Genomic DNA, 25660 nt, shown 5'->3' on the forward strand with positions numbered 1-25660 from the left:
TATCCCCGAATCCCGCGCACGCAACTGCATAAGCGCCAGTGCGGCGCGGGACTCACGAATATTCGTGCCCTAGGCCTCGAAGACGAAGTCGGCGCCGAGCAGGCGGAGCTTCTCAATGAAGTTCTCGTACCCGCGCGCGATGATGCCGATGTTCGACACCTTCGACTCGCCCTCCGCGATCATTGCTGCGATGAGGTGGCTAAAGCCGCCACGCAGGTCGGGGACGACGACGTCTGCCGCGGTGAGCGGGGTCGGCCCGGTGATGACCGCGGCCTGCTCGAACTCGCGGCGCTTCACGCGGCGACCGGCCTCGCTCAGGCCGTTCGGGTGCACGACGATGTTCGCGCCCATCGTGTTCAGCGCGTCGGTGAACCCGAAGCGGTTCTCGTAGACGGTCTCGTGGATCGTCGAGGTGCCGTTCGCCTGCGTGAGCGCGACGACGAGGGGCTGCTGCCAGTCGGTCATGAAGCCGGGGTGCACGTCGGTCTCGATCGTGACGGGCTTCAGGTCGCCGCCCGGGTGCCAGAAGCGGATCCCGTCGTCGTGCACGTCGAAGTCGCCGCCGACCTTACGGTACGCGTTCAGGAAGGTCATCATCTCTTCCTGACGCACGCCACCGACGAAGATATCGCCCTTGGTCGCGAGCGCGGCTGCTGCCCAGCTCGCGGCCTCGTTCCGGTCGAAGATCGCCTTGTGGTCGTAGCCGCGGAGCTCGTCGACGCCCTCGATGAGGATCACGCGGTTCGGCTCCATCGAGATGATCGCGCCCATCTTCTGCAGGATGCAGATGAGGTCGATGATCTCCGGCTCGATCGCCGCGTTGCGCAGCTCGGTCTGGCCCTCAGCGAGCACCGCGGTCAGCAGCACCTGCTCGGTCGCGCCGACAGACGGGTAGGGCAGCTCAATGTTCGCACCCTTCAGGCCGTTCGGCGCGGTCAGGCTGATGCCGCTCGGGAGCTTCTCGACGACGGCGCCGAACTCGCGGAGCGCGTCGAGGTGGAAGTCGATCGGGCGGTCGCCGATCCGGCAGCCGCCGAGATCAGGGATGAACGCCTCGCCGAGGCGGTGAAGCAGCGGGCCGCAGAACAGGATCGGAATGCGCGATGACCCCGCGTGTGCGTCGATGTCGGCCTTGTGGGCGACCTCAACGTTCGACGGGTCGAAATGCCACTCGTCGGCGTCCTCGCCCTTGGTGATGAGCACGCCGTGCAGCGCGAGCAGTCCGGCGACGACCCGCACGTCCGAGATGTTCGGAACGTTGCGCAGCACGCTCGGGGTCTTCCCCAGGAGCGTCGCCACCATGGCCTTCGTTGCGAGGTTCTTCGCGCCGCGGACCTCGATGCGGCCCTTCAGCGGAGTACCGCCCTTGATGATGATCTCATCAGAGGTGAGGCCGACCTTCGCGCCCTGGTTTGCGGCGTCGTGCTGGAGGGCCCTGGATGCGGTCTCCTCCTCGTTCGGCTTCGTCAGACCCTCCGGGATCTCCGGTGCGTCCGTCTGCTCTGCGTTGCTCAACGTGGGTGCCTCCTAGGCGTTCGTGGCGGGCAGTGTCGTGGGCATCCAGCCCGGGCGACGCGCCTCAAACTCAGTAATTGCGGACTCGTTGCGTAGTGTCAGGGAGATGTCGTCGAGACCCTCCATGAGCCGCCACCGAGTGTAGTCGTCGATGTCGAATGAGACTGTCAGGTCGCCGGCCGTCACGGTGCGGTCCTCAAGGTTCACCGAGACCTGCGTCGCGGGGTCCGCCTCGACGACGGCCCACAGCCGCTCGACGTCGGCCTCGGCGACCTGGGCTGCGAGGAGCCCCTGTTTGCCCGAGTTCCCGCGGAAGATGTCGGCGAAGCGGGCCGAGATGACGACCTTGAACCCGTAGTCGCGCAGCGCCCAGACGGCGTGCTCGCGGGACGAGCCCGTACCGAAGTCGGGGCCGGCGATCAGGATCTCGGCACCCGCGTACTCGGGCTGGTTCAGCACGAACTCGGAGTCCTGGCGCCAGTGATAGAAGAGCGCGTCGTCAAACCCTGTCTTCGTGACGCGCTTCAAGAAGACCGCGGGGATGATCTGGTCGGTGTCGACGTTCGAGCGGCGCAGCGGGACTGCGGTCGCGTTCAGCGTGGTGAACTTTTCCATGATTACGCCTCCACCTTCTCGTTCGCGCTGGCTTCGGGCGCATCGGCCTGCAGGTCCCACGGGCTCGACAGCGTGCCGCGGATCGCGGTCGCCGCGGCGACGAGCGGCGAGACGAGGTGGGTGCGCCCACCCTTGCCCTGGCGGCCCTCGAAGTTGCGGTTCGAGGTCGACGCACAGCGCTCCCCCGGCTCAAGCTGGTCGGGGTTCATGCCGAGGCACATCGAGCAGCCCGCGAAGCGCCACTCGCCGCCGAACTCCTCGACGATCTTGTCGATTCCTTCGGCTTCGGCCTCGAGGCGAACGCGCGCCGACCCTGGCACGACCATCAGGCGCACGCCGTCGGCCTTCTGCTTGCCCTTGATGATGCTCGCAAACTCGCGGAGGTCGTCGAGGCGGGCGTTCGTGCAGGAACCCATGAAGACCGCGTCGACCTTGATCTCCTTCATCGGAGTTCCGGCTTCGAGGTCCATGTACTCCAGCGCGCGCTCGGCGGCGGCTCGCTCGTTGGCGTCGGCGATCTCGGCGGGGTTCGGTACGGTCTCGCTCAGGTGCACGCCCTGGCCGGGGTTGGTCCCCCAGGTTACGAACGGCTCGAGCGTGCTCGCGTCGATGGTGACCTCGGCGTCGAAGACGGCGCCCTCGTCGGTCGGCAGCGTCTTCCAGTACTCGACCGCTGCATCCCAGTCCGCGCCAGTCGGAGCCGCCTCGCGGCCCTTCACGTACTCGAACGTCTTCTCGTCGGGGGCGATCATGCCGGCGCGCGCGCCGGCCTCGATCGACATATTGCAGATGGTCATTCGCCCGTCCATCGACAGGTTCCGGATCGCCGATCCGCGGTACTCCAGCACGTAGCCCTGGCCGCCGCCGGTGCCGATCTTCGCGATGACCGCGAGGATGATGTCCTTCGCGGTGACGCCGGGGCGCAGTTCGCCTTCGACGTTGATCGCCATGGTCTTGAACGGCTTCAGCGACAGCGTCTGCGTCGCCATGACGTGCTCGACCTCGCTCGTGCCGATACCGAACGCGAGCGCACCGAAGGCGCCGTGCGTCGACGTGTGGCTGTCGCCACACACGACGGTGATGCCGGGCATGGTGAGTCCGAGCTGCGGCCCGACGACGTGGACGATGCCCTGCTCCTTGTCACCGAGCGGGTGCGAGCGCACGCCGAACTCCTCGACGTTCTTGCGGAGCGTGTCGATCTGCACGCGGCTCGTCGGATCCTCGATCTGACGGGTGATGTTCAGCGTCGGGGTGTTGTGATCCTCGGTCGCGATCATCAGGTCGACCCGGCGCAGCGGGCGATCCGCGACGCGCAGGCCGTCAAACGCCTGCGGGCTGGTGACCTCGTGGATGAGGTGCAGGTCGATGTAAATGAGATCGGGATCTCCCGCCTCCCCCTTCACGACAACGTGGTCGTCCCAGAGTTTTTCGGCCAGCGTACGGGGCTTCGAATCAGTCATTGCTTCTCTTCATTCTCTTGCGTTGCAACGCGCAAACAACGGTGGCGCGCGCTAGTGGATCGGCCGTGCAAGAACCCCGCGACGGGCGGCCGTTGGCTAGATCCCGTCGCGGCCACGAAGAAGCAGGTGCCGCTGACGCATGATGAAGAGTCTAACACTCGGCCCATGCAATGAATTCCCGCGGCAGCGTTTCCAGTCCGTGTCGCGCAGCACCCGGGCCTCGGACACCCCGACGCAGCGAGGCCGCCCGGATCTCCTATTGGAGGGTCCGGGCGGCCTCGTGTCACGAATCGTGTGTGGCGCGGGCGTTCCGCCCCTCACGCTGCGCTACTGCGCCGGTTGCGCTGCGCTACTCCGCCAGCTGCGCTACGCTACTCCGCCAGTTGCGCTGCGCTACTGCGCCAGTTGCGCTGCGCTACTCCGCCCTGTGCTGGCTGTCGCCGGTGCCGCTTGCGGTACCGGTACCGGTACCGGTACCGGTGCCGGTGCCGTGCTGACCGTCCTGGTGCGGCTCGGCGGCGCCGAGGTGCAGCGTCTCGCCGGTTGCCTTCGCAACCTGGCGAGCCTTCAGCACGCTCGCAACGGTCGAGATGACCATCGCGGCGAGGATGAACAGGAGCGAGGTGCCGGTGCTGATCTCAGGCACAGGGACGTGGTTGCCGCCATTGATGAACGGCAGCTCGTTCTCGTGCAGCGCGTGCAGGATCAGCTTGACCCCGATGAACGCGAGGATCGCTGCGATGCCGTACTTGAGGTACGGCAGCTTTTCGAGGAGCCCGCCGAGGAGGAAGTACAGCTGGCGCAGACCCATGAGCGCGAACACGTTCGCGGTGAAGACGATGAACGGGCTCTGCGTGATGCCGAAGATCGCGGGGATTGAGTCGAGGGCGAACAGCAGGTCCGTCGCGCCGAGCGAGATGAGGACGAGCAGGAACGGGGTGAACATCCGCTTACCGTCGACGGTGGTGCGGAGCTTGCCGCCGTCGTACTCGTCGCTGAACGGCATGACCTTCTTCACCTGGCGGATCAGCCAGCTGTCGCCCTGGTCCTCGTGCCCGCCGGGCTTGACCTGCTGCCACGCGGTCCAGATGAGCCACGCACCGAAGATGAAGAAGACCGCGATGAAGCGCTCGATGATCGCGGCGCCGACGAGGATGAAGATGCCGCGGAAGATGAGCGCGAGCACAATGCCGATCATGAGGGCGCGCTGCTGGTAGGCGCTCGGGACCTTGAAGGCGCCGAGGATCAGGACGAACACGAACAGGTTGTCGATCGACAGACTGTACTCTGTGAGCCAGCCGGCGACGAACTCCGTCGCGTGCTGCGCGTCGCCGAGGAGGTAGATCGCCCCGGCAAATAGCAGCGCGAGCAGCACGTAGAAGCCGACCCAGAGGCTTGCTTCACGCATCGATGGAACGTGGGGCCGCTTGATGATGAGCAGCAGGTCGACGATCAGGATCACGGTGAGCAACACCATCGATCCAACTTCGAACCAGAGAGGCAGGGCGGTTGTCACGGTAGAGACATTCTCCTTCGGGCTGGCGCAGGGTGCGCGAAACTCCGAAAGTCTCTTCCCAGCGCTGCCCTTGTCGACTGCGCCGCACTCGCACCGGTCGCGCGGTCTTCGCGCGGCGTATTGACGATACGAGCGAGGTGGAATACTCCCCTTCGCAGTGATCAACTATAGCCCGCGACCGCCGTGCCGCGCGCGCCTTTCGCCGTGATCGCGGAAACTTTCTGCTCTCCCCAGACTCACAGACGCGCCCTGGGATAACATATGACTCTATTTTTGCCGCTTCCAGCTTTTCGCTCTGAGCCCAATGGAGAACCACTGTGAACGACCGCTCGATGCCCCCGATCCAGCGCAGTACTGATCGTGGCCCCGGCGCCGCGTCTCGCACGCTTGCAGCGTTCATCTTCGCGAGCCGCTGGCTGCAGGCACCGCTGTACCTCGGACTGATCATCGCTCAGGGTGTCTACGTCGTGCTGTTCTTCGTCGAGCTGTGGCACCTGTTCGAGAACGTCATCATTTCGGGGAAGATCACCGAGACCGACGTGATGCTGTCTGTGCTCGCGCTCATCGACATCGTCATGATTGCGAACCTCCTCATCATGGTCATCATCGGCGGATACGAGACGTTCGTGTCGAAGATTCGCGTGGAGGGCCACCACGACGAGCCTGAGTGGCTCTCGCACGTGAACACGAACCTGCTGAAGGTGAAGCTCGCGGTCTCGATCATTTCGATTTCGTCGATCCACCTCCTCAAGACGTTCATCGAGGTGGGGCGCATGGAAGACGGCCTCGTCATGGGCCCCAACGGCAAGGTGATCTACTCGAACGATGGCGTGTTCTGGGAGGTCATGATCCACCTCGCCTTCATCGTCTCGGCTCTGGCGCTGGCCTGGATCGACAAGATGGCTCAGCACCACCCCGCGGTGCAGCGCGACGAGGTCACCGCCGGTGCGATCGAGGCGCAGCTCTCGGGCGCGGATGCCGCGTCACCGGCAATGTCAACACCCACGACGGCAGCACCTGCAACGGCTGCGCCTGCACCGGCGGCACCTGCGACGGCAACGCCTCTGACCGCGCATGCCGATGGCTTCGTGACCGTGCGCGTCCCTGCCGGCACTGAGCTTCCTGCTGGCGCCGAAATTGTTGACGGCCAGCGTCCCTAAATAGCCGCCCCTCAGTAGCTCAGCGTCTGCCCTGCACGAGGCTTCGGACCGCTAGAACTCGTCGTGGTGCGAAACTGGGGTGCCCTGGGTGGCGGTCGATCCGCTTTCGGCTCGCTTTCCGCGCGCTGTGGGTTCATCGCTCGTTCTGCGGAATCTGACTCTGCTCGGCGGCTTGTCCCGATACTCACGACCCGTTGGGCTCGTCCACTTCACCACGCCACCGGGCTCCTGGGTGACTTCCCAGTCCGTGTGGTGCTTGACGGTGTGATGCCCGCGACACAGGTGGGCCAGGTTTGTTGTTGAGGTGGGCCCTCCGAGCGCCGCGTCTACCGTATGGTCCACGTCGCATCGGATGGCTGGTACGCGGCAGCCTGGGGCGCGGCAGTGCAGATCGCGGGCGATGAGCAAACGAGTCATTTCCGCGGATGGCCTGTACCGATCGACGGCAATCACTCGGCCTGCATCATCAACTGAGACGCGTTCCCACGCCCGCGCTCCCGCGGCGAGACCGGCAGCCGTCGCGGTGTCGATCGGCCCGTATCCGACGAGCTCGGGGACGCCGTGGGCCGGGATGACGACCTGCACGTGGGCGCGCACCTGATCCCACTCGTGTGGATTGTTGCCCCGCTTCGTGCCGGCGTCGGCGCCCGCGCCCGCCTCGGCGCCCGACCCTGAGCCCGCGTCGGCGTCGGCGTCGACGTCGACGTCGACGTCGACGAGGGCAGGGTCGAAGGTGCGCCCGAGCAGCAAGTCACGGAACACGTCAGCTCGAACCTCGTCGCGCGAACGCCGATCGACGTTCGGAGCCTCATGCGCAGGCGCAACCCCACTGGCCGCGACATCCGTCGTCGGAGCCGGCGACTGCTTTCCGAAGGATGGCACCATCGCCCCACCGGATACCGTGATCGTCCGTTTGGCGATCGCGGCGACCCGATCCTTGATTGCGTAGGCGTCCTCAGCGGGCAGATGCGCGATGAGATCGGCCATTCCGTCATCGAGCGCGACGATGCGGATACACCGCCGCTTGAGCGCTGCCTCATGCCGTTCCGCCAACGTTTCCTGGGAGTATGCGGCCGCGATCCTGCGAGCAATAGGCCGCAGCCTGTTCGGTGTCTCCTCACGCGCGAACGTGATCACCTCACGCTCGTAGCATCGTCTGCGTTCTGCTTCGTCAGTGTCCTCGCTCGCCGAGAGCGGCGACCCCTCGTCGATGATCACCCGCAGATGGCCGGACGATATATGCCCCGCATGCAACGCCTCGAGAGAGGTGGCAAAGCACTCCCGCGACAAGTACGCGACCGACAACAGCCGCTCAGCGTTATGCTCGCTATCATTCAGCGCGGTCGCGACCTCGAGCCTGAGAGATCGGTAGGCGAGCTCTCGATCCGCAGATTCTGGCCGCGGTCGACCGCGCCCGAACACACGCTGCAAGGCGCTCGCGAGTGCGGCCAACTGCTCCGCCTCGAGGCGCCGCTTCTTGGTTTCTTGCTTCTCAATCGAGCTAATAGCGTTCTCGATCTCGACCAGCTGAAGTTTGGAAAATCGCCCATTTGATTGCATGTGTCTATTAGTTCATGAACCACCGACATTCACACCCGGGCGCAGGTGGCCTAAAACAAGGATCGCGGGGCACCCGTCAGACAATGTGGCGCTTCTCCCCCGCGCGACCCGATAGTCTGGGTCGGTGCCGTTCACGGCACCTGCGCGAGTGGCGGAATTGGCAGACGCGCTGGATTTAGGTTCCAGTGTCTTCGGACGTGGGGGTTCAAGTCCCCCCTCGCGCACCACACAACTATGCGAGCGCCCCGCGCGGGGCTGCCCACCTTGGCTAGTTTCCGGCAGCGGATTCGCCCACACGACCCCTTGCACCTGTCCCGCGGCCGCGACTGCGAAAACTGGTCCGCGGCCACGCCACCCCTCAGCGACTACAGCTGAAAGTGCTTGATGCCAGCCTCTGTGTAGTACCGAACTGTACCGTTCACGTCGACCACGCCGTACACCTTTTCGCCATTGGACATGTCGTTAATGTCGACGATCGTCCCCCGAGCGCCAGCCACCGCTACGACGTCGTCACCGATCTTGAGCTCCGCTGCTTCGTTCATGCTCCCACGTTACCCGTGGGTGCTGTCAGATACCTACCGTTTTAGGCGAGCGCCTGACCGGACTCAAACCGGCGGCAGATGCGATCTCGCAACGCGCTAGCCCCGCCCGGTGACGACGTCCGCGATCGTAGCAATGGGCGAAGTGGTGCGCCGTCCCCGATCCTCCGCCGCGTCAGCGACCCCATACGCCGCGTACAGCCCCTTAGTGGCGATCCACCGCAGCGGTTCCGGCTCCCACTTACGCACCCGGTGGCCGACCCATGGAAGCTCCGTGAGTTGTGTCTCGTTGCCCAGAATGAGATCCGTCAGGGTCCGTCCGGCGAGGTTCGTCGTGGTGACGCCGGTGCCGACATAGCCACCGGCCCATGCGAGGCCCGTCGCCCGATCCAGACCGACCGTGGCGGCCCAGTCGCGCGGCACCCCGAGCACTCCCGACCACAGGTGTTCAATCTCCGCGCCGGCCGTCGCCGGGAAGAATCTATGCATGATCGCAGCAAGGGTCTTCGCTGTCTCCGCGGGGGTCTCGCCGTCGAGATCCACGCCCGATCCCCACTTGTACGGCACGCCCCGGCCCCCGATCGCGATGCGGTCGTCCGCGGTCCGTTGCGCGTACATGTAGACGTGTGCGAAGTCGCCGAGCACCTCGCCCTGATCCCACCGGAGTTCCTCCCATACCGCGGCGTCGAGCGGTTCGGTCGCGATGAGCGACGAATTCATCGGTAGCCAGAGACGCTTCAGCCCTTTGAGCCCGGCGGTGAACCCCTCGGTCGCGCGCACGACCACATCGGCCGTGACGACCCCGTGCGTCGTCCGTACGCTGCCAGGGGCGATTTCGACCGCGCGGGTGTTCTCGTAGATCTCAACGCCCAACCGCTCGACGGCCTCAGCAAGGCCCTTGACGAGTTTCGCGGGCTGGATCCGCGCCGAGTGGGGATGCCAGACCGCCGCACGCGTGTTCGCGACGTTGATCTTTGCGGTGGCTTCGGCTGCCTCAAGCAATTGCAGGTCCGTCGACCGCCACGTCTGCTCGGATTCCGCAAACGCGCGGATCCTGACCTCCTGGGCCGGCGTGTAGGCGACGTTGAACTCGCCGCCCTTCTGAATGTCGGCGTCGATGCCCTCGGCTGCGGCGACTCGGATCACTTCATCCACCGTCGCATTCATCGCGAGCTGGAAGCGTTCGGCAGCGTCACGCCCATGCGCGGCGACGTACTGCTCACGGCCGCCCGTGATGGCGTTCGTCAGCCAGCCTCCGTTTCGTCCGGAGGCGCCATAGCCCGCATGACGCTGCTCAATAATGACGACCCGCAGCTCGGGACGCTCCCGCTTGAGGTAGTACGCGGTCCACAGCCCGGTGAAGCCCGCACCGACGATCGCAACGTCTGCGGCGAGCGCACCGGGGAGTTCTGGGCGGGCTGCCGGCACCCCCACTTGTTGCCACCAGTGAGATACCTTGCCGTTAATCATTCTGCAGTCCGCTCGATTCGTCCGCGCGCACCCCACTGTGCGCCACGCAACAGCGTAGCCTGGAGGCATGCCTACCCGCTACGAAGCAGCTATCCATCTCGATATTCCGTTGGAGATGGCGAAGCGCCACGGGATCCCCTCACAAATCAGCAAGGTCGACCTCGAAAAGATTGCCGCCGACCCGCCGGCGTGGCTCGTCCAGTCGCGGGCGAACCGCACGGGCAAGAAGCCCGTCTGGCAGGCGCTCACGTGCACCGTCTGCGGGGCCGAGGAGATCGCACGCCCCAAGAAATGGTGGCCCAGCTTCTCGTTCCTCGCCTGCGACCATCACGACGCGAGCGAGCTGCCCAAGCCAGCTGCCGGTGAGGAACGCGCTTTCGTCTACGGCGTCGGCACGAGCTTCTTTGGGGTCGTCGATTCCACGAGCCCCGCAAGCGACAGTTCCCACGCCTAGCCCCCGCTCGGGGGCTCAACTAGGGTGTGGCTATGTATCCAGACAGCATGTTCTTCGCCCGCGCGTTATTCATTCAACTCTTCGTCTGCGCCCTCATCATCGCCGCCCTCTGGGTGATCATCAGAACTGCCGTACTGTCGGCACTCCGCAAGCACGCTGCAGAGCAACGTGCGCTGACGGCATCAGTGCCGGGCACGAAGGTACCTGGCGCCTAAGCGAGCGGCCGGGTTCCTAGGCGCGGGCGCAGCCAAAACCGCATAGCTTTCAGTCAACGGAAGGCGTCCCAGCGGGCTGCGGCGCAGCGGGATTCGGTGCCGCAGCAGGCGTCGGCTCCGCCGCAGGCGTTGGCGCAGCCGCTGCAACGATATAGAACGTCGCAAACGGCCCAAGCACCAAGCTGAGCAGAAACCACGAGAACCTCGATCGGTTCTTCTGCTCTGCAAGGCCCGCGTTCACTAGCGCCAACGAGATCCAGAAGAGCCCTTGCGGCACATACTCATCCATGCAGCCAGACTAATGGCCGCGACGACGGGGATGGACCGGGCCACGCCCCACCCGCTCACCGCTCACAGCAGAGCCGCCCCTGGCAGAATCGCGTGACCGCCGCCGCATGACCCGCGAGGCTTGCGGCATGAGCGAATCATCCAAGCCTCCCCTGTTCACCGACCAATACCGGCGCGAACTCTTCGAGCGTCGCGTGCTCGTGCTCGACGGCGAGCTCGACGACGATAACGGCGTGCTGCTCGCGAGCCAGCTCGTTTCGCTCTCCGCCGCCGATCCCGTCACCGACATCGCGCTGTGGATCCACTCGCCCGGTGGCTCCGTGCCCGCGATGCTGGCGATCCGTGACCTGATCCGGATCATTCCCAACGACGTATCGACGCTCGCGCTCGGGATCGCCTACAGCGCGGGCCAGTTCCTGCTGACCTCCGGGACCCGCGGCAAGCGCATGGCGCTGCCCCATTCCCGCATTCTCATGCACCAGGGATCGGCGGGGATCGGCGGTACGACGATCGACGTCGAACTCCAGGCGGCCCACCTGCGGCACACACGCGACACCGTTCTCGGCCTCACAAGCGCGGACACTGGCCAGCCGCTCGACCGGGTCTTCGAGGACTCCCTTCACGACCACTGGTTCACCGCGACCGAGGGCGTCGAGTACGGGTTCATCGACGGCATCGTCGAGTCGTTCGACGCGATCATGCCGCACACCGCGGCGCAGGCAGGATTCACGACGGGTGCCAGCAGCGCCGCCGACGCAAATCCGCACAGGAACACAGCCACAGACACAGCCACAACCACAGCCACCGACCAGACGCAGGGGGACGCACGATGAGCGAGACCTACACGATTCCGAGCGTCGTCTCACAGAGCCCGCGCGGCGATCGCATCATGGACGTCTACTCGCACCTCCTCAGCGAGCGGATCGTATACCTGGGCACGCCCATCGACGCGGGGGTTGCGAACGCGATCATCGCGCAGTTGCTGTATCTCGACGCGACGGGCGCCGACTCAGACATCAACGTGTACATCAACTGCGCTGGCGGCGACCCGAGCGCGATGCTCGCGATCTATGACACCATGCGTTACGTCAAGGCAAGCATCGCGACGACGTGCGTGGGTCAGGCCGTTGGCGTGGGCGCGGTGCTCCTTGCCGCAGGGGCTGCGGGAAAGCGCATGGCGCTGCCGCACACCCGCGTGATTCTCCACCAGCCCAGCAACGAGGGCAGGCGCGGCACGATCCCCGACCTCATCCTGCAGGCGGACGAGGCCGTGCGGCTCCGCACCGACCTGGAATCTGTGCTCGCGGTGCACACCGGGCAGCCTGTCGAGAAGCTGCGGCGGGACACCGATCACGACCGCGTCTTCACCGCCTCCGAAGCGCTTAACTACGGCCTCATCGATCACGTCATCGTCGAGAAGTAGCGGGGCGCGGACCCCGGCCAGGCTAGGCGGCGAGCGCGAGCGCCGCTCCGGGGCCGGCACCCGCGGCGGAGGGAGCGTCCGGGGCCGCCAAGCGCAGCACGGAAACAGCGGCGAGCGGATTACGCGCGGCGGGAACCGCGGTCAACGATCCGGATCGGAGTTCGCCAGCCCGCAGCTCGTCCGCGACGGCGAGCGTGAGGTCGAGCAGCGTGACGTTGAGCGCGCCGGCGACGGCAGCGATCATCTCACTCGAGGGATCCTTGCTCCCGCGTTCCATCTCGGAAAGGTATTGGGGCGACACTCCAGCGCGCCGCGCGGTCTCCCCGAGGGTCTCGCCGCGGCGGTGGCGAATCTTGCGCAGCTCGGCCCCGAGCATGTGACGCCACAGCGGCAGCGGCTGAGCAGCCGGTCGATGCCCGGCGACGGTCGTGGGGGCGCTCTCGGTCATACCCGATCGTAAACACGAGCCCCGCTCGGCTCGAAGCTTCTCCGCTCAGAGCAGAATTCCTGCGGCTCGCGGATCGGCACGCGGATCGGCACGCCGGTCTCCCGGCGGCACCCAGCCCACTCCGGGCGCCACGGGCGCGTGTCGCTGACGATACCGCCGCGACTCGTCTCCTGGCAGACTGAGCGCATGACACGCACGTTCACCGTCACGACCCGAGCCCGGGTGCCGCTCGAGGAGCTCTTCGACGCGTCCCTCAGTGTCGACGCCCATGTCGCCTCGATGTCCGCGAGCGGTGAGCGTGCGGTTGCGGGCGTCACGTCGGGCATCATGCGCCTCGGCGACAGCGTCACCTGGCGGGGACGCCACTTCGGGGTGTGGTTCACGATGACCTCGAAGATCACGGAACTTGAACGCCCGAACGTCTTCGTTGACGAGCAGCAGCGCGGCCCGTTTCGGCGGTTCCGCCACGAGCACCGATTCGAGCACGAGGACGGCGTCACCGTGATGCGCGACATCATCACCGTCGCCTCCCCCGTGTTCGGGCAGCTCGCCGAGCGCCTCGTGCTCGTGCCGTATCTGCGCACACTCATTCGCGAACGCGGCGAGCATCTCGTTCGAAGCCTCGGAGGTTAGCGCCCCGCTCACCCGCCTCACACGTGCGCCCCGAGCGAACAGGTCACGATTTTTTGGACACATGTCTAAAATATCGCCTAGACTCAAATCGTGCCCCATCCGACGCCCCCGCCTACTCCGCCCCGAGACACTGATGCGGCCACGCCCGGATCCCCGATCCTCCGTGCACCCGACCCGCGCACAGCGCGCACCCGGGCCGCAATTGTCACCGGGTACAGCAAGCTCCTCCGCGAGGGCAACTGCGACGCGAGCGTGCGTGAGGTCGTCGCCGAGGCTGGCATCAGCCGCGCGTCCTTCTACACCCACTTCAGCTCGGTCGATGAGGTCGCGCTGATCCTGATCAGGGACATGTTTGTCGGCCTCGCCGATACTCACCTCGCCGAGCACATCAGGCTCGGCGGACGCACGAACGAGTCAGTCCGTGGCGGCCAAGAGCGCCTCGCGGACGCGTTCTGGCAGCACCGCGACACCCTGCGTCCGCTCATGGAGGGCGGCCAGGCCTCCGCTGCGTACATCGAGATCGTCCGAGCGTTCTCCGCGACCATCGAGCAGCTCCTCGGACACGAGCCCGAACGAATGCCAGCAGGGATCGACCCATACGTCGCGTCTGTCGCGATCGCGAACACGCTCGTCGGCCTCCTGACCGCATGGGTGACGGGCTCGATCGAGACGGACCGCGACACGATCGTGACCCACCTCATTGCGATGCTCCCCGCGTGGGTGTCGCAGCCAGACTCCCCCGCTCCTCATCCACGAGGCGGGGAGAACTGACGTGCGCAAACCCGCGCACGCCGCACTACTAGGAAAGGTGTGACCATGAAGGCTTCGGTAACCACCGGCGTCGGCAACGGTTTCAAGACTGCGGACATTGAACTGGCTGAGCCCATCGGCCGCGAGGTACTTGTTGAGGTCAAGGCCTCGGGCCTGTGCGCGTCGGACGTGCACATCGAGCAGGGCGCGTCGCCAAGCGCAGTGTTCCCCGCGGTGCTCGGGCACGAAATCTCGGGCGTCGTCTCGGCGGTCGGGCCCGGCGTCACGACCATCGCTGTCGGTGACCACGTCGTCGCGAGCCTCATCCAGTTCTGTGGCGCGTGCGTCGATTGCCTGTCTGGGCGCACCTATGCATGCACGCATCCAGAGGCAACAATGCGCAGCGCGGACGAGCCCGCCCGCATGACGACCGAAGCGGGCGAGCCGCTCATGCAACTGCTCGGCATCGGTGGCTTCACCGAGCGTACGCTGATTCACGAGAACCAGCTCGCCGTGGTGAACAAGGAGATCCCGTTCCCACAAGCCGCAGTCCTTGGCTGCGCGGTCTCGACCGGCGCCGGCGCAGCAATCAACACCGCCGGCGTAAAGGTCGGCGACTCTGTCGCAGTCATCGGCACCGGCGGCGTGGGACTGAATGCGATCTCCGGCGCGCTCCTCGCTGGCGCGACGACGATCATCGCGATCGACATCAGCGACGAGAAGCTCGCCGTCGCGAAGCGCTTCGGAGCAACGCACGTCATCAACTCGTCGCAGGTCGACCCCGTTGCCGAGGTCGTACGCATCACGCAGGGCGGCGTCGACCACTCGTTCGAGATCATCGGACTCCCGGCGACGCAGAAGCAGGCGGTCGACATGCGCGGCGTGCTCGGCACCGCGTACTTCATTGGCATTGCCCGCCACGGCACCTCGCTCGAGCTCACGACGGACGCGACGTCGCTCAGCGGCCAGGCCGGCGTTCGCACGGTGAAGATGGGCTCGACGAACCTCAAGCGCGACATTCCAATGTACGCCGACATGTACGTGCAGGGCCGCCTGAACCTCGACGATCTCATCTCGCAGGAGATCTCGATCGATCAGGTCGAAGAGGGCTACGAGGCGCTCAAGCGCGGCGAGGTCATACGCAGCGTCATCACGTCGTTCTAATCCGGACGCATAGACCGCCCGGACGGCGCGAGGGCCAATCTCCCCCGCGCGCCGTCCGGGCTCCGCCCCGTCGCGCAACCGTCACCCAGCGACACCAGGGCGACCCGTCGCGACAACGCGCCCCTCGCACCGCTACTGTATGAGGCATGGCGCACGCAGATCACACGTTCGAGCACGGCGGCTACACGATGAAGTTCTCGAGCTACCCGGGCCCCACTTCCCGCACGTTCGTGCTCATTCACGGCATCGGCATGGGCCGCATCGTGTTCGACGAGGTCGCGGAGGTACTCACGGCGCAGGGCGGCGTGCTCGTGCCGGACCTGCCCGGCTTCGGCGATTCCCCCGAGCCCGGGACCAAGGCCACGATCCAGGACAACGCCGAGCTCATCGAGCGCTTCATCGCGAGCCAGGCGACCGGCGATGTCACGCTCGTCGGCCACTCCATGGGCACCCAGATCGTGGCCGAGATCGCGCGGCAGTTTCCCGACAGCATCGACACGCTCGTACTCATCGCCCCAACGATCAACAGGCACGAGCGCAGCGCCACCAAGCAGGCCGCACGCATGGTCCAGGATCTCTACGGCGAGTCTCCCAAGGTACTCGTCGAGGGCGTCGTCGAGTACGCGAAGACCAGCCCGCTGTGGTTCGCAAACAAGTTGCGCCTCATGCTCGACCACCGCATCGAGGACGTCTGCCCGCACATCGCCACGCCCACGCTCGTCATGCGAGGCGAAACCGATCACGTGTGCCCGCGCGACTGGGTGCAGGAAGTCGCGGCCGCGCTCCCCGATGCAGAGTACGAGGAGATTCCGGATCGCGGACATGAGGCCGTCATCAAGAGCCCGGAACCGGTGGCATCCATGATTCTCGAGTTTGTTGCTCGTCGCGCGCACCGCCGCCAGCAAACTAGTTAACCGCCTAATAGTATGGTCCTTAATGAACTCTCTTCTGGACCACAAGCACACCCTGCTCCTCGAGCACGCTGGACTCAGCGACGCACGCGGCAGCAGCGCCGACGGCAACATCGCAGGCGGCAACAACGCCGAGCTCGTCATGGCGCTGCTGCACACCGCATCGCGCATCGACAGGGCCTGCGCGGCGCAGCTCGCCGCGTTCGAGCTCACCGAGGGGCGCCTCAGCGTCCTACTCGTCACCGCACGCCACCCGGGGGCGACCCCAGCGTTCATCGCCGACTCCCTCGGGGTCACGCGGGCGGCCGTCACGAGCCTCCTCGACGGCCTCGAGCGGCAGGCATACATTATGCGGCGCAGCAGTGCGAGCGACCGCCGATCCTCATCGATCGAACTCACCCAATCAGGATCCGCGGCCCTCGAGCGCATCGCCCCGCTCTACGGCGACTGGCTCACCGCACTCTCGCGCGGCATCGCCCCGACGGACGCCCGGGCGACGCTCGCCGCGCTCGACGCGCTCCACCGAAACCTCGACGCACTCGACGCCGAGGGTGCTCGGTGACGCGCGGAGGCGCCCCGCGCGGGGCGACAAGGATGGCCGACGTCACCGCCGAGCATCTCGCGGCGCTCAACGCGGGAGCGGCCGAGGCACGCACGCTCACCGAGGCGCTCGCGATCGATCACGCAGCGCTGCTCGCCGCTACGCTGCCCGACGCAGACCCGGCGCTGCGGTCGGCAGTGGCGGACGCGCAGCCGCTCGGGATCCTCAAGCGCATGGCGGCGATCGGCGCCGCCCTCGAGACACACCTCACTGCGCGCGAGCTTGCGGCGCTGAGCGAACACCGCTCGGACACCGTGCGCGGCTGGTGGTGCTTTGCCATCGCCGCGCGTCGCGACACATCCCACGCGGAGCTTGTCGCCGCGGCGCTCCCCCGCGTCGACGATGCCCTGTTCACTGTGCGCGAGTGGGTCTGGATGGCGCTCCGCCCCCGACTCGTCGAAGACCTCGGCGGCGCGATCGAGCTGCTCACCCCGCTGACGGTGGACGCGCGGCCGAACGTCAGGCGATTCGCGAGCGAGGCGCTCAGGCCCCGCGGCGTGTGGGCGACGCACATCGCACTCCTCAAACGTCACCCGGAGCTCGGGGAGCCGCTACTCGAGCCGCTCCGAGCGGATCCCGAGCCATACGTCCAGGACTCCGTCGCGAACTGGATCAACGACGCCTCGAAGACGGCGCCGGACTGGGCCCGAAGCCTGTGCGGCAGGTGGCTCGCAGAGAGCGATGTCCCTGAGACCAGGCGCATCGTCTCACGCGCCCTCCGGACCGTGGGTGCGTCAGGCACACACGCAGACGCGAAGCCGTAGCTACGGGGTAGGCTTGAATCACCCGAGCGCGAATTGGAGGTGCGACACATGCTGCTTTCTCTGTGGATGATGACGCAGTTCGCGCTCCTCACAGCTGTCGTCGCGTTCGGCGCAGCCGGGCCGCAGTCGCCCGTGCAGGTCGCGCTTGTCGGCGCCGCCGGCCTCCTCGCACTCGCGCCGATCATGACAGTGTTCCTGCGTGCGCGCCGGCCGGCGGTTGTGGTTCCCTCCCTGGCCCCGGCGCCGCGTTCTCGGGCGGCCTCGTTCCGCACGTTCCGCGTCGCGGCAGACCCGGGAACCCCGGGCTCGGCGCTGGCACGCGCCCCGTCGCACGTCGTCCACTCTTCGGACGAACGTCGCACTCGCACCACCCGCACTGCCTGACAGGTGCGGGCCAAGCGCCACACGCGCGGCACGTTCGTCTCGAAGGGTCTCCCGACCCCGTACGACGACTTGAAACGAGCCACCCATGACGACCCCGCACACGCGACCCCGAACGCTGGCGGCACCACTGCTGCCCGCCACGACCGTTGCCCCCGACGCGAAGCACCGCCTCGCGGGCGCCGCTAGCTTCCACGCAGGAGGCGCGCGATGAACATCTACGAGTTTCTGCCCATCAAACTGCTCATCCGCGGCGCCTACTGGCTCGTCACCACGCTGAGCGACCTCATCGAACCACTCGCTGGTGCACAGAGCGCCGCGATCGCGATCATCCTGCTCACCCTCGCGGTGCGGCTCGTGCTTATCCCCGTCGGCCGGTCGCAGGTGAAGGCGACCGTCGCCCGCCAGCGGATCGCGCCAAAGCTCGCCGAGTTGCAGCGCAAGTACAAGAACCCGGAGGTGCTCCAGCGGAAGACCATGGAGCTCTACGCGAGCGAGAAGGCGTCGCCCTTCGCGGGGTGCCTGCCCGTGCTCGCGCAGACCCCGGTGCTTATGGCCGTCTACGGGCTGTTCATCCTGCCCGAGATCGACGGCCACCCGAACGAGCTGCTCACGAAGACGTTCCTTGGCATCCCGCTCGACGCGGGGTTGGCCGCGCGGGTGGGGACCGGAACCGTGACCCTCACGCACGTCATCGTCGGCCTAGCGATTATCGTGCTCATCGGGGCGGTGACGCAGACCTCCCGGAAGCTCCTCACACCGCCGGCCCCCGAGCCTGCGGCCAAGCCCGCCAATCTCCCCGTGGGCATGCCGGACCTGAGCGGCATGACGAAGATGATGAGCTTCGTGCCGTTCATCACCGTCGTAATCGCGGCGATCGTGCCGCTCGCTGCCGCCCTGTACCTCGCGACGACAACGACGTGGACGCTGTTCGAACGGCTCATCCTCGGGAAGATCTATGGCACCCTCCCGAGCGCACAGCGCAGGGCCGCGGAGGGTGGCAAGACGGCCTGACGGCGGTCTCGGGCCAAGGGCCCCAGGCCCCCAGGACCCCAGGACCCCAGGACCCCCGGACCCCGGACCCGAGCCACCTCACCCACCCCAAGCCGCCCAGCCACCCGGCCACCCAGCCACACCAGCCATCCAGCCATCTCAGTTGGCACTTGTTGTCGCCATACGTGCGCGCAGACGACAACAAGTGCCAACTCCCCGGGGTCGGCGGGCGGGCCGGACCGCCGACAGGCCCGGGTGGGCCGGGTGAACCGGGCGGACCAGGCGGGGCCGGCCGGTGGGGCGGGCCGGTGGGCAGGACCGGAGGGAAGGACCGGAGGGCACGACCGCAAGGCAGGGCAGTCCGGACCGGCCCGGACCGGCCCAACCCGTCCCCCGCGGGACTACAGCGCCGTCGTCGGCACCCGCGCCTCGCGGCCCCAGGCTGCGCGCGTCGGCCGGAGGTTCGGCACCCCCAGCCCGGCCGGCGCTGCGCCGTGCACCGCTCGGAACGCCCGCGAGAACGCGGGCAGGTGCGCGTACCCGAGCCCGCGGGAGATCTCTGAGGGGGTGTCCCCGTCCCCGAGCTGGTTGCGCGCCCGCGTCATGCGCAGCAGCCGCAGCCACGCGGCGAACTGCACGCCGGTCCGCCGCTGCACGGTGCCGCCAAGCGCGCGCTCGTCGACGCCGAGGCGCGCGGCGGCATCCGCCATACGCAGGTACGGCTCGCGCGCGTAGAGGTTCGCGACGCGGCCCAGCAGCAGGTCATCGTCCGTGATCGGCGAGCGGTCCGAGCCCGCGAGCGCGGCAGCGAATCCGCGATCAGGATCGACCTCAACGACGCCCACGTTCGTGTAACTCGCCAGCACGGACTCCACCAGCCCGGCGGTCCAGAGCCCGCCGACCGCCGCGGGCCGGAGGGGCGCCCCCACTGGCCCTGTGCGAGCCGAGCGGAACCCGAGCGGCACGAGCAGCGAACCGCGCGGAATGCTGAACTCGTTCGGTGTTCCCGCCGGAATGACGACGGCGTCGCCCTCCGCGAGCGCGATGCGCCGACTGCCGACGACGAGATCGGCACCACCAAGGGCGGCCCACACAGCGACATGCGCGCCGTTCACCCGGGTCCACGTCCGGCGGTCTGCCGCGTCGATCCCCGCCCCACTCCCGATCTCCGCGCGCGTCACCTGCATGCTCGCCGAGGCGGCGCGGATCCGCCACTGCCCTGGGGAGAGCCCGGTCGCCTCAGCGAATGCTCGGCTGAACGCGGGCACCCCGCTGTAGCCAACGTTGTGTGCGACCCATTCGATATCGCGATCGTCGGCGAGCAGCCGCGCGGCCGTGCGCACCCGCTGGCGCCGCACCCATGCCGCGACGGTCCATCCCGTCTCCGCGAGAAACCGCCGCTGGACGGTGCGCACACTCCACCCGGGGACGGTCCGGGCAACGGCCTCTGCCAGACGGGTTCCCGGCTGCTCAGCGAGGAGCACGGCGAGGCGTCCCAGCTCTGCGGAGGCGGGCGCGGGCGGCGGCGCGAGCGGCTCGGGGCCGCCGCCCGAAAGTTCGAGCCTGGCCGGACCGGTCGCGCCGTCGAGATGCCCCAGCACGTCGGCGAAGGCGTGCAGCAGGTTGGAGTGTGACGCCTCGGGCACGTGGAGGCGCGTCGCGACGGTCCTCCCGCCGCCCGCCACCGGTATCGGCAGCACGATCGCGCCGCGGGCCGGTCTGACTGAGACGAGATCGCCGGCGGGCACCCACACGCCGTCCTGCGCGTTCAGGCGCAGCAGTTCGCCGCCGACGCGCACCTCGGCTGAGCCGCGCAGCACGGCATAGAGCATCGGCTCCGAGAGCCGCACGGGCGGCAGCTGAACGGCTGGTAACACGGTGTCATTTCCAATCAACAGATGAAAGTAAGGCTTGGCTAACTTTGAGGATAGCGCGCACCGCTGTGCCGCCACACAACACCAGGAACACTCGGAGGTTTCCCGCATGGCACGACGCCTGCCCACCCTCGCTGCCCTCACCGCAGCCGCCCTGCTGCTCGCCGGCTGCAGCCCAGCCGCCTCAGACTCGACCGCTTCGGACGCCGCGGCCGCTGAGACCGGCGGCGCGTGGCCCCGCACGATCGAGCACGCCGCCGGCAGCACGACGATCGACGAGCAGCCGCTCCGCATCGTATCGGTCGCGCCGTCGATCACCGGCGGCCTGCTCTCACTCGACGCGCCGATCGTGGCGACCGGAGCCGCTCCCGTCAGCCCGCTTTCCGACGAGAATGGCTTCTTCACCCAGTGGGCCGACGTCGCTATCGACCGCGGCGTTGAGGTCGCGTACAAGGATCTCGAGCTCGATATCGACGCCGTCGATCAGTTTGAGCCCGACCTCATCATCGGTTCGGCGAACGGCGGCGACAGCACCGCCGACGCGTACGATCAGCTGTCAGAGATCGCCCCCACGGTACTCCTCGACTACGGCGACGCCACCTGGCAGGAGCTCACCGAGCAGATCGCCGAGATCACGGGGCTCGAATCGAAGGCCGCCGAGGTGCTCGCGGACTATGACGAGTGGGTCGCGGGCCAGGCGAAGCAGATCACGCTCCCCCCGCAGCCGACGACCGCGCTCGTCTACATGGGCCCCGAGGGATCGTGGCCATTCGACCCGGCGAGCCCGCAGGCGATGCTGCTCAGCTCCCTTGGGTTTGACTACCAGCCGCCGCGCGAAGAGTTCCTCACCGAGGGCCAGGGTGGCCGCGTCGGGATCCTCACCAGCGAGAACGCCCCCGATGGCCTCGCCGACGCCGAGACAATCATGATCGTCGCGATGCTCGGCGGCGACCCCGTCGCCGAGTTTGCGAAGGATCCGCTGCTGAAGAACCTTCCCGCGCTCACGAGCGACAACGTGTACTCAATGGGCGCACAGTCGTTCCGCCTCGACTACTACAGCGCGAAGCTGACCGTCGAGCTTCTCGTCGACACGTTCTCGGCCTAGCGCGTGCCAGCTACACTGTCCGAACGGAGCGCCGTGGGGTCCCCACGGCGCTCCGCGGCGAGCCGCACCGCGATCCTGCTGGCGGCGAGCGCGACCCTGCTCGCGGTGACGGCCGTTGTGGGCATTGGCCTCGGCTCGAACCCGATTCCGCCGGCCCGGGTGATCGATGCGCTCGTCGCGTATGATCCCGCGAACAACGATCACCTCGTGGTCGTGCTGTCGCGGTTACCGCGGATCGCGCTCGGGGTAATCGTCGGCGCGGCGCTCGGGCTCGCAGGTACGCTCATGCAGTCCGTCACACGCAACCCGCTCGCCGACCCTGGCATCCTCGGGGTGAACGCCGGGGCCTCGTTCGCTGTCGTTCTCGCGATCGCGTTTCTCGGGATCACCGACGTGAGCGGGTACATCTGGTTCTCGTTCGCCGGCGCCGCGGGCGCGGCCGCGCTCGTCTATCTGCTCGGCAGCTCCCGCGGCAACGCGGGCACCCCGGTGAGGATCGCCCTCGCGGGCACCGCAGTCAGCATCGTTATCGGCGCCCTCACCCAGATGGTGTTGTTGAGCAACGACGCCGCGTTCAACAGTTTCAGGTTCTGGGCGATCGGCTCGCTGCAGGGCCGAGACTTCGGCGTCTCGGTGACGGTGCTGCCGTTCGTCGCGGCTGGCGTTGCTTTGAGCCTCGCGCTCATCTCGCCGTTGAACGCGCTAACCCTCGGTGACGACGTCGCGACGGCGCTTGGCACGAACGCCCTCGGGGCCCGCATCGGAGCCGCCGTGGCCGTGGTGCTGCTCGCGGGCGCCGCGACCGCCGCCGCAGGGCCGATCGGGTTTATCGGGCTCGGGGCCGCGCACATCGCCCGGTTCTTCACGGGCAACGAGCACCGTCGGCTGCTCCCCGCTGCGATGCTGCTCGGCGCGACCCTGCTCGTCGTCGCCGACACGCTCGGCCGCGTGGTTGTCGCGCCGGCGGAGCTGCAGACCGGCGTCGCGGCGGCATTGTTCGGCGGCCCGCTGTTCGTCGCCCTCGTCCGCTCTCGAAAGGTGGCCGCTCTGTGACCGCAATCTCTGGCCGCATCGTCCGGGTCGGTGAGTTCTCGATCCGGATCCGCCCGCGCCTCGTCACCGTCAGCCTCATCGCGGCGGCGGTGCTCGTTGTCGCGATCATCGCGTCCCTGATGATCGGCACGATGCGCCTCGGCCCGGGCGACCTCGTCTCGGTGCTCACCGGTGAGGCGAAGCCCTCGCTCACACGCTCGGTGCTCGGTAGGCGACTCCCCCGCGCGCTCACGGCGGCGGCGGTCGGCGCGCTGCTCGGCATGAGCGGCGCCGTGTTCCAGTCGCTGTCGCGCAATCCGCTCGGTTCGCCCGACATCATCGGCTTCACGTCGGGGGCCGCGACGGGCGCGGTGTTCCAGATCGTGGTGGTTGGGGGCGGCATGCTCGCGACGGCCGCGGCCGCGATCGTTGGCGGCATCGTCACCGCGCTCGCCGTCTACTTCCTCGCCCGCAGGGACGGTGTCACCGGCGGGCTCAGGCTCGTGCTCGTCGGGATCGGGGTTGGCGCGGTCGTGAGCGCGTTCTCCTCGCTGCTCATCGCGCGCGCGGACATCGACGATGCGATGGTCGCGCAACTCTGGGGCGCCGGATCACTGCTCGGCCGCGGCTGGCTGCACGCCGGCATCGCGGTCGCCGCCCTCGCGCTCGTCACGCCCGTTCTGCTCGGGTTCGGGCGGAGCCTCGCGCTCATGGAGATGGGCGACGAGTCTGCCCACAGCGTCGGGGTTCGCGTTGAGCGCATCAGGTTCGCTTCGCTCGTCGTCGGGGTCGTCGCGGCGGCCGCAGCGGTCGCCGTCGCGGGCCCCATCGCGTTCATCGCGTTCGCAGCGGCCCACATCGCCAGGCCACTCGCCCCCGTCCCTGGCGTGCTCGTCGGGCTCTCCGCGCTCGTCGGCGCCGTGCTGCTCACGGGCGCCGACCTCCTCGCGCAGAACCTCGACGTCGGCATGCGCACCCCGGTCGGGCTCGTCACGAGCCTGCTCGGCGGCATCTACCTGCTCTGGCTGCTCGCCAGACGCATCTGAACGGAGCCTCACGTTGTCACACGAACACACTGTACTTTCGCTCACGCCCGGGCTCGCGGTCGCCGACCTCGAGCTCCGGTACGGCCCTCGCTCCGTCATCGACGGGCTCTCGCTCACCGTCCCGCACGCAGGATTCACCGTCATCATCGGTCCGAACGGCTGCGGCAAGTCGACCCTGTTACGGGCGCTGTCGCGCATGCTGCGGCCAGCGAGCGGCGTCGTTTCGCTCGACGGCGCGGACCTCGCACGGCTCCGCACCAAGCAGGTCGCGAGACGCATCAGCACGCTCGCGCAGGCGCCAGCGACTCCGACAGCGATCACCGTCGCCGACCTCGTCGCGCGCGGCCGAAACCCGTACCAGAGCATCCTGCGGCAGTGGAGCGCCGCGGACGACGCTGCGGTGACTCGGGCGCTCGCGGAGGTCGAGATGACTGAGCACGCTGAACGCCTCGTGGAGGAGCTCAGTGGGGGCCAGCGGCAACGCGCCTGGCTCGCGATGGCCCTCGCCCAGGAGACGCCGATCCTGCTGCTCGACGAGCCGACAACGTACCTCGACATCTCGCACCAGGTCGACGTGCTCGATCTCTGCTCGCGACTGCACGCCGGCGGGCGCACGCTCGTCGCCGTGCTGCACGACCTCAACCTCGCAGCCCGCTACGCGACGCACATCGTTGCGATGCGCGCGGGCGAGATCGTCGCGCAGGGGCCGCCCGAGTCGCTCATCACCCCGGACCTCCTCAGAGAGGTGTTCGATCTCGAGGCGGTCGTCATCGACGATCCCGAAACCGGCCGGCCACTCATCGTGCCGCGGGAGACCCGCCCACACGCTTCCCGCCCATCACCACGCCGCGAACCGTTCGCGGCAGAACAGGAGTCAGCATGACCGACACACAGCACCAGCCAGCCGCGACGGGCACGTCGCAGCTCATCACCTCCGCGGCAACGCAGTCGGAGGATCACAACCGCGGGCTCCAACTCGGCACGGCCACGGTCGAGTCGTTCGCGGACGTCACCCCCGAGCTTGCGCGCGTCGTCGTCAGCATCCCGGACCTCGCGGGCGAGCCGAACTGGGTGCGCCCGAACGTCGCACTCCGCTTCTACCTCGATGAGCGGTTCGAGAGCGCGACCCGCGTGTACACGGTCCGCTCCGCAGACGTCGCGGCAGGCACCGTCGAGATCGACGTCGTGCGTCACGGCGCCTCGAGCCCGATGATGCTCTGGCTCGACACCCTCACGGTCGGCGACACCGTGAAGTTCGGCGGTCCGCGCCCCCACTTCGATATTCCCGACGCCCGGGGACGCGACGCCATCATCTTTGCCGACGCGACCTCGATTCCCGCGCTGTACGCGATCCTCGACCAGGCCGACGCCGGGCTCACTGGCCGCGGCTGGGTCGCCACGAGCGACGAGGCCGCGTTCGCCGAGCTGCCGGTGCTGCCGGGCCTGACACTCACGCGCATCGCGCCGGGCACCGGGTACGTCGACCAGCTCGCAACGCTGCCGCACCCGGGACCGGTCGTGGTCTGGGGCGCCGGCGAGCGCGACGAGATGCGCGCGGTGAGGTCGTTCTTCCGGAACGATCACGGCCTCGCGAAAGACGACGTGGCGGTGTTCGGGTATTGGAAGCGCGGCGCCACGAACACGCAGATCGATACGCAGCGCCTGCAGGCCTATGAGGTGGCGCTCGCCGAGGGGCGCTCCGTGCACGACCTCGACGACCTCGCGCTCGCGATCTAGCGCGGG

The 25660-nt window shown here is 67.7% G+C and carries 29 protein-coding genes and 1 tRNA gene; 20 read left to right on the plus strand and 10 right to left on the minus strand.

What is annotated here, in order from left to right; all coding sequences use genetic code 11:
* Nucleotides 1-69: 69 nt before the first annotated feature.
* From murA to BJ960_RS09380, 4 genes are all read right to left on the minus strand, one after another.
* A complete protein-coding gene (murA, locus tag BJ960_RS09365; RefSeq protein WP_259125186.1) occupies nt 70-1377 on the minus strand; it encodes a UDP-N-acetylglucosamine 1-carboxyvinyltransferase in 1308 nt (435 codons plus the stop codon).
* A gap of 150 nt (nt 1378-1527) precedes the next feature.
* A complete protein-coding gene (gene leuD, locus BJ960_RS09370; RefSeq protein WP_185987094.1) occupies nt 1528-2130 on the minus strand; it encodes a 3-isopropylmalate dehydratase small subunit in 603 nt (200 codons plus the stop codon).
* A gap of 2 nt (nt 2131-2132) precedes the next feature.
* Nucleotides 2133-3590, minus strand: a complete 1458-nt coding sequence (leuC, locus tag BJ960_RS09375; RefSeq protein ID WP_185987095.1) for a 3-isopropylmalate dehydratase large subunit — start codon at nt 3588-3590, stop codon at nt 2133-2135.
* Nucleotides 3591-4005: 415 nt separating this feature from the next.
* The gene (locus BJ960_RS09380) at nt 4006-5106 is read right to left on the minus strand and encodes a TerC family protein (RefSeq protein WP_185987096.1); all 1101 of its coding nucleotides are present in this window, start codon (nt 5104-5106) and stop codon (nt 4006-4008) included.
* A gap of 317 nt (nt 5107-5423) precedes the next feature.
* Here BJ960_RS09380 and BJ960_RS09385 point away from each other — a divergent pair, with 317 nt between their 5' ends.
* On the plus strand, nt 5424-6266 hold the full coding sequence (locus BJ960_RS09385) for a TIGR00645 family protein (protein WP_307814621.1): 843 nt from the start codon (nt 5424-5426) through the stop codon (nt 6264-6266).
* Nucleotides 6267-6317: 51 nt separating this feature from the next.
* Here the strand turns inward: BJ960_RS09385 and BJ960_RS09390 are convergent, their stop codons facing one another.
* The gene (locus tag BJ960_RS09390; protein WP_185987097.1) at nt 6318-7826 is read right to left on the minus strand and encodes an HNH endonuclease signature motif containing protein; all 1509 of its coding nucleotides are present in this window, start codon (nt 7824-7826) and stop codon (nt 6318-6320) included.
* A 142-nt stretch (nt 7827-7968) separates the two neighbouring features.
* Between BJ960_RS09390 and BJ960_RS09395 the strand changes: the two genes are divergently transcribed.
* Nucleotides 7969-8053: transfer RNA gene (locus tag BJ960_RS09395), tRNA-Leu, on the plus strand.
* A gap of 138 nt (nt 8054-8191) precedes the next feature.
* Here BJ960_RS09395 and BJ960_RS09400 read toward each other — a convergent pair.
* Together BJ960_RS09400 and BJ960_RS09405 are read right to left on the minus strand one after the other, a co-directional pair.
* The gene (locus BJ960_RS09400) at nt 8192-8368 is read right to left on the minus strand and encodes a hypothetical protein (RefSeq protein ID WP_183075224.1); all 177 of its coding nucleotides are present in this window, start codon (nt 8366-8368) and stop codon (nt 8192-8194) included.
* A 96-nt stretch (nt 8369-8464) separates the two neighbouring features.
* Nucleotides 8465-9835 (minus strand): NAD(P)/FAD-dependent oxidoreductase, encoded by a 1371-nt coding sequence (locus BJ960_RS09405; RefSeq protein WP_185987098.1) that lies wholly within the window; start codon nt 9833-9835, stop codon nt 8465-8467.
* 67 nt (nt 9836-9902) lie between these two features.
* Here BJ960_RS09405 and BJ960_RS09410 point away from each other — a divergent pair, with 67 nt between their 5' ends.
* Nucleotides 9903-10289 (plus strand): hypothetical protein, encoded by a 387-nt coding sequence (locus tag BJ960_RS09410; protein ID WP_185987099.1) that lies wholly within the window; start codon nt 9903-9905, stop codon nt 10287-10289.
* Nucleotides 10290-10321: 32 nt separating this feature from the next.
* Nucleotides 10322-10504: a hypothetical protein gene (locus BJ960_RS09415; protein WP_185987100.1), complete on the plus strand. Its 183-nt coding sequence runs from the start codon at nt 10322-10324 to the stop codon at nt 10502-10504.
* 49 nt (nt 10505-10553) lie between these two features.
* Here BJ960_RS09415 and BJ960_RS09420 read toward each other — a convergent pair whose 3' ends face one another.
* Nucleotides 10554-10793 (minus strand): hypothetical protein, encoded by a 240-nt coding sequence (locus BJ960_RS09420; protein ID WP_185988356.1) that lies wholly within the window; start codon nt 10791-10793, stop codon nt 10554-10556.
* A gap of 127 nt (nt 10794-10920) precedes the next feature.
* Between BJ960_RS09420 and BJ960_RS09425 the strand changes: the two genes are divergently transcribed.
* Entirely contained in the window at nt 10921-11625 is a 705-nt protein-coding gene (locus BJ960_RS09425) for a ClpP family protease (protein ID WP_185987101.1), read from the plus strand.
* The gene (locus BJ960_RS09430; protein WP_121072495.1) at nt 11622-12215 is read left to right on the plus strand and encodes a ClpP family protease; all 594 of its coding nucleotides are present in this window, start codon (nt 11622-11624) and stop codon (nt 12213-12215) included. Before BJ960_RS09425 ends, BJ960_RS09430 begins: the two co-directional genes overlap by 4 nt.
* A gap of 22 nt (nt 12216-12237) precedes the next feature.
* Here BJ960_RS09430 and BJ960_RS09435 read toward each other — a convergent pair whose 3' ends face one another.
* Nucleotides 12238-12663, minus strand: a complete 426-nt coding sequence (locus BJ960_RS09435; protein ID WP_185987102.1) for a helix-turn-helix domain-containing protein — start codon at nt 12661-12663, stop codon at nt 12238-12240.
* A gap of 186 nt (nt 12664-12849) precedes the next feature.
* Between BJ960_RS09435 and BJ960_RS09440 the strand changes: the two genes are divergently transcribed.
* From BJ960_RS09440 to BJ960_RS09475, 9 genes are all read left to right on the plus strand, one after another.
* Nucleotides 12850-13296: an SRPBCC family protein gene (locus tag BJ960_RS09440; protein WP_185987103.1), complete on the plus strand. Its 447-nt coding sequence runs from the start codon at nt 12850-12852 to the stop codon at nt 13294-13296.
* 90 nt (nt 13297-13386) lie between these two features.
* Entirely contained in the window at nt 13387-14067 is a 681-nt protein-coding gene (locus tag BJ960_RS09445) for a TetR/AcrR family transcriptional regulator (RefSeq protein WP_185987104.1), read from the plus strand.
* A 45-nt stretch (nt 14068-14112) separates the two neighbouring features.
* Nucleotides 14113-15210: an alcohol dehydrogenase catalytic domain-containing protein gene (locus tag BJ960_RS09450; RefSeq protein ID WP_185987105.1), complete on the plus strand. Its 1098-nt coding sequence runs from the start codon at nt 14113-14115 to the stop codon at nt 15208-15210.
* Between the two features lie 146 nt (nt 15211-15356).
* Nucleotides 15357-16124 (plus strand): alpha/beta fold hydrolase, encoded by a 768-nt coding sequence (locus tag BJ960_RS09455; protein WP_185987106.1) that lies wholly within the window; start codon nt 15357-15359, stop codon nt 16122-16124.
* Nucleotides 16125-16146: 22 nt separating this feature from the next.
* Entirely contained in the window at nt 16147-16683 is a 537-nt protein-coding gene (locus tag BJ960_RS09460) for a MarR family winged helix-turn-helix transcriptional regulator (protein ID WP_185987107.1), read from the plus strand.
* Nucleotides 16684-16715: 32 nt separating this feature from the next.
* On the plus strand, nt 16716-17486 hold the full coding sequence (locus BJ960_RS09465) for a DNA alkylation repair protein (RefSeq protein ID WP_185987108.1): 771 nt from the start codon (nt 16716-16718) through the stop codon (nt 17484-17486).
* A 48-nt stretch (nt 17487-17534) separates the two neighbouring features.
* Complete coding sequence (locus BJ960_RS09470; RefSeq protein ID WP_185987109.1) at nt 17535-17870, plus strand: hypothetical protein; 336 nt, start codon at nt 17535-17537, stop codon at nt 17868-17870.
* An 85-nt stretch (nt 17871-17955) separates the two neighbouring features.
* Entirely contained in the window at nt 17956-18081 is a 126-nt protein-coding gene (locus BJ960_RS17010; RefSeq protein WP_280530441.1) for a hypothetical protein, read from the plus strand.
* Nucleotides 18078-18881 (plus strand): YidC/Oxa1 family membrane protein insertase, encoded by an 804-nt coding sequence (locus BJ960_RS09475; protein ID WP_185987110.1) that lies wholly within the window; start codon nt 18078-18080, stop codon nt 18879-18881. The genes BJ960_RS17010 and BJ960_RS09475 overlap by 4 nt, the downstream gene beginning before the upstream one ends.
* 380 nt (nt 18882-19261) lie before the next feature.
* On the opposite strand, the gene BJ960_RS09480 is transcribed toward BJ960_RS09475, so the two are convergent.
* The gene (locus tag BJ960_RS09480; protein WP_185987111.1) at nt 19262-20755 is read right to left on the minus strand and encodes an AraC family transcriptional regulator; all 1494 of its coding nucleotides are present in this window, start codon (nt 20753-20755) and stop codon (nt 19262-19264) included.
* Nucleotides 20756-20843: 88 nt separating this feature from the next.
* Between BJ960_RS09480 and fepB the strand changes: the two genes are divergently transcribed.
* Genes fepB through BJ960_RS09505 form a run of 5 tightly spaced genes read left to right on the plus strand, consistent with a single transcriptional unit; the run spans nt 20844 to nt 25654 of the window.
* Nucleotides 20844-21839: a Fe2+-enterobactin ABC transporter substrate-binding protein gene (gene fepB / locus BJ960_RS09485; RefSeq protein ID WP_185987112.1), complete on the plus strand. Its 996-nt coding sequence runs from the start codon at nt 20844-20846 to the stop codon at nt 21837-21839.
* A gap of 33 nt (nt 21840-21872) precedes the next feature.
* Nucleotides 21873-22892 (plus strand): FecCD family ABC transporter permease, encoded by a 1020-nt coding sequence (locus BJ960_RS09490; RefSeq protein ID WP_307814620.1) that lies wholly within the window; start codon nt 21873-21875, stop codon nt 22890-22892.
* Nucleotides 22889-23917 (plus strand): FecCD family ABC transporter permease, encoded by a 1029-nt coding sequence (locus tag BJ960_RS09495; protein WP_307814619.1) that lies wholly within the window; start codon nt 22889-22891, stop codon nt 23915-23917. The genes BJ960_RS09490 and BJ960_RS09495 overlap by 4 nt, the downstream gene beginning before the upstream one ends.
* Before the next feature lie 13 nt (nt 23918-23930).
* Complete coding sequence (locus tag BJ960_RS09500) at nt 23931-24800, plus strand: ABC transporter ATP-binding protein (RefSeq protein WP_185987114.1); 870 nt, start codon at nt 23931-23933, stop codon at nt 24798-24800.
* Nucleotides 24797-25654, plus strand: coding sequence for a siderophore-interacting protein (locus BJ960_RS09505; protein WP_185987115.1), 858 nt, complete (start codon nt 24797-24799; stop codon nt 25652-25654). Before BJ960_RS09500 ends, BJ960_RS09505 begins: the two co-directional genes overlap by 4 nt.
* The last annotated feature ends 6 nt before the right edge of the window (nt 25655-25660 follow it).

This window comes from Leucobacter aridicollis, from assembly GCF_013409595.1.
Lineage (GTDB): Bacteria > Actinomycetota > Actinomycetes > Actinomycetales > Microbacteriaceae > Leucobacter > Leucobacter aridicollis.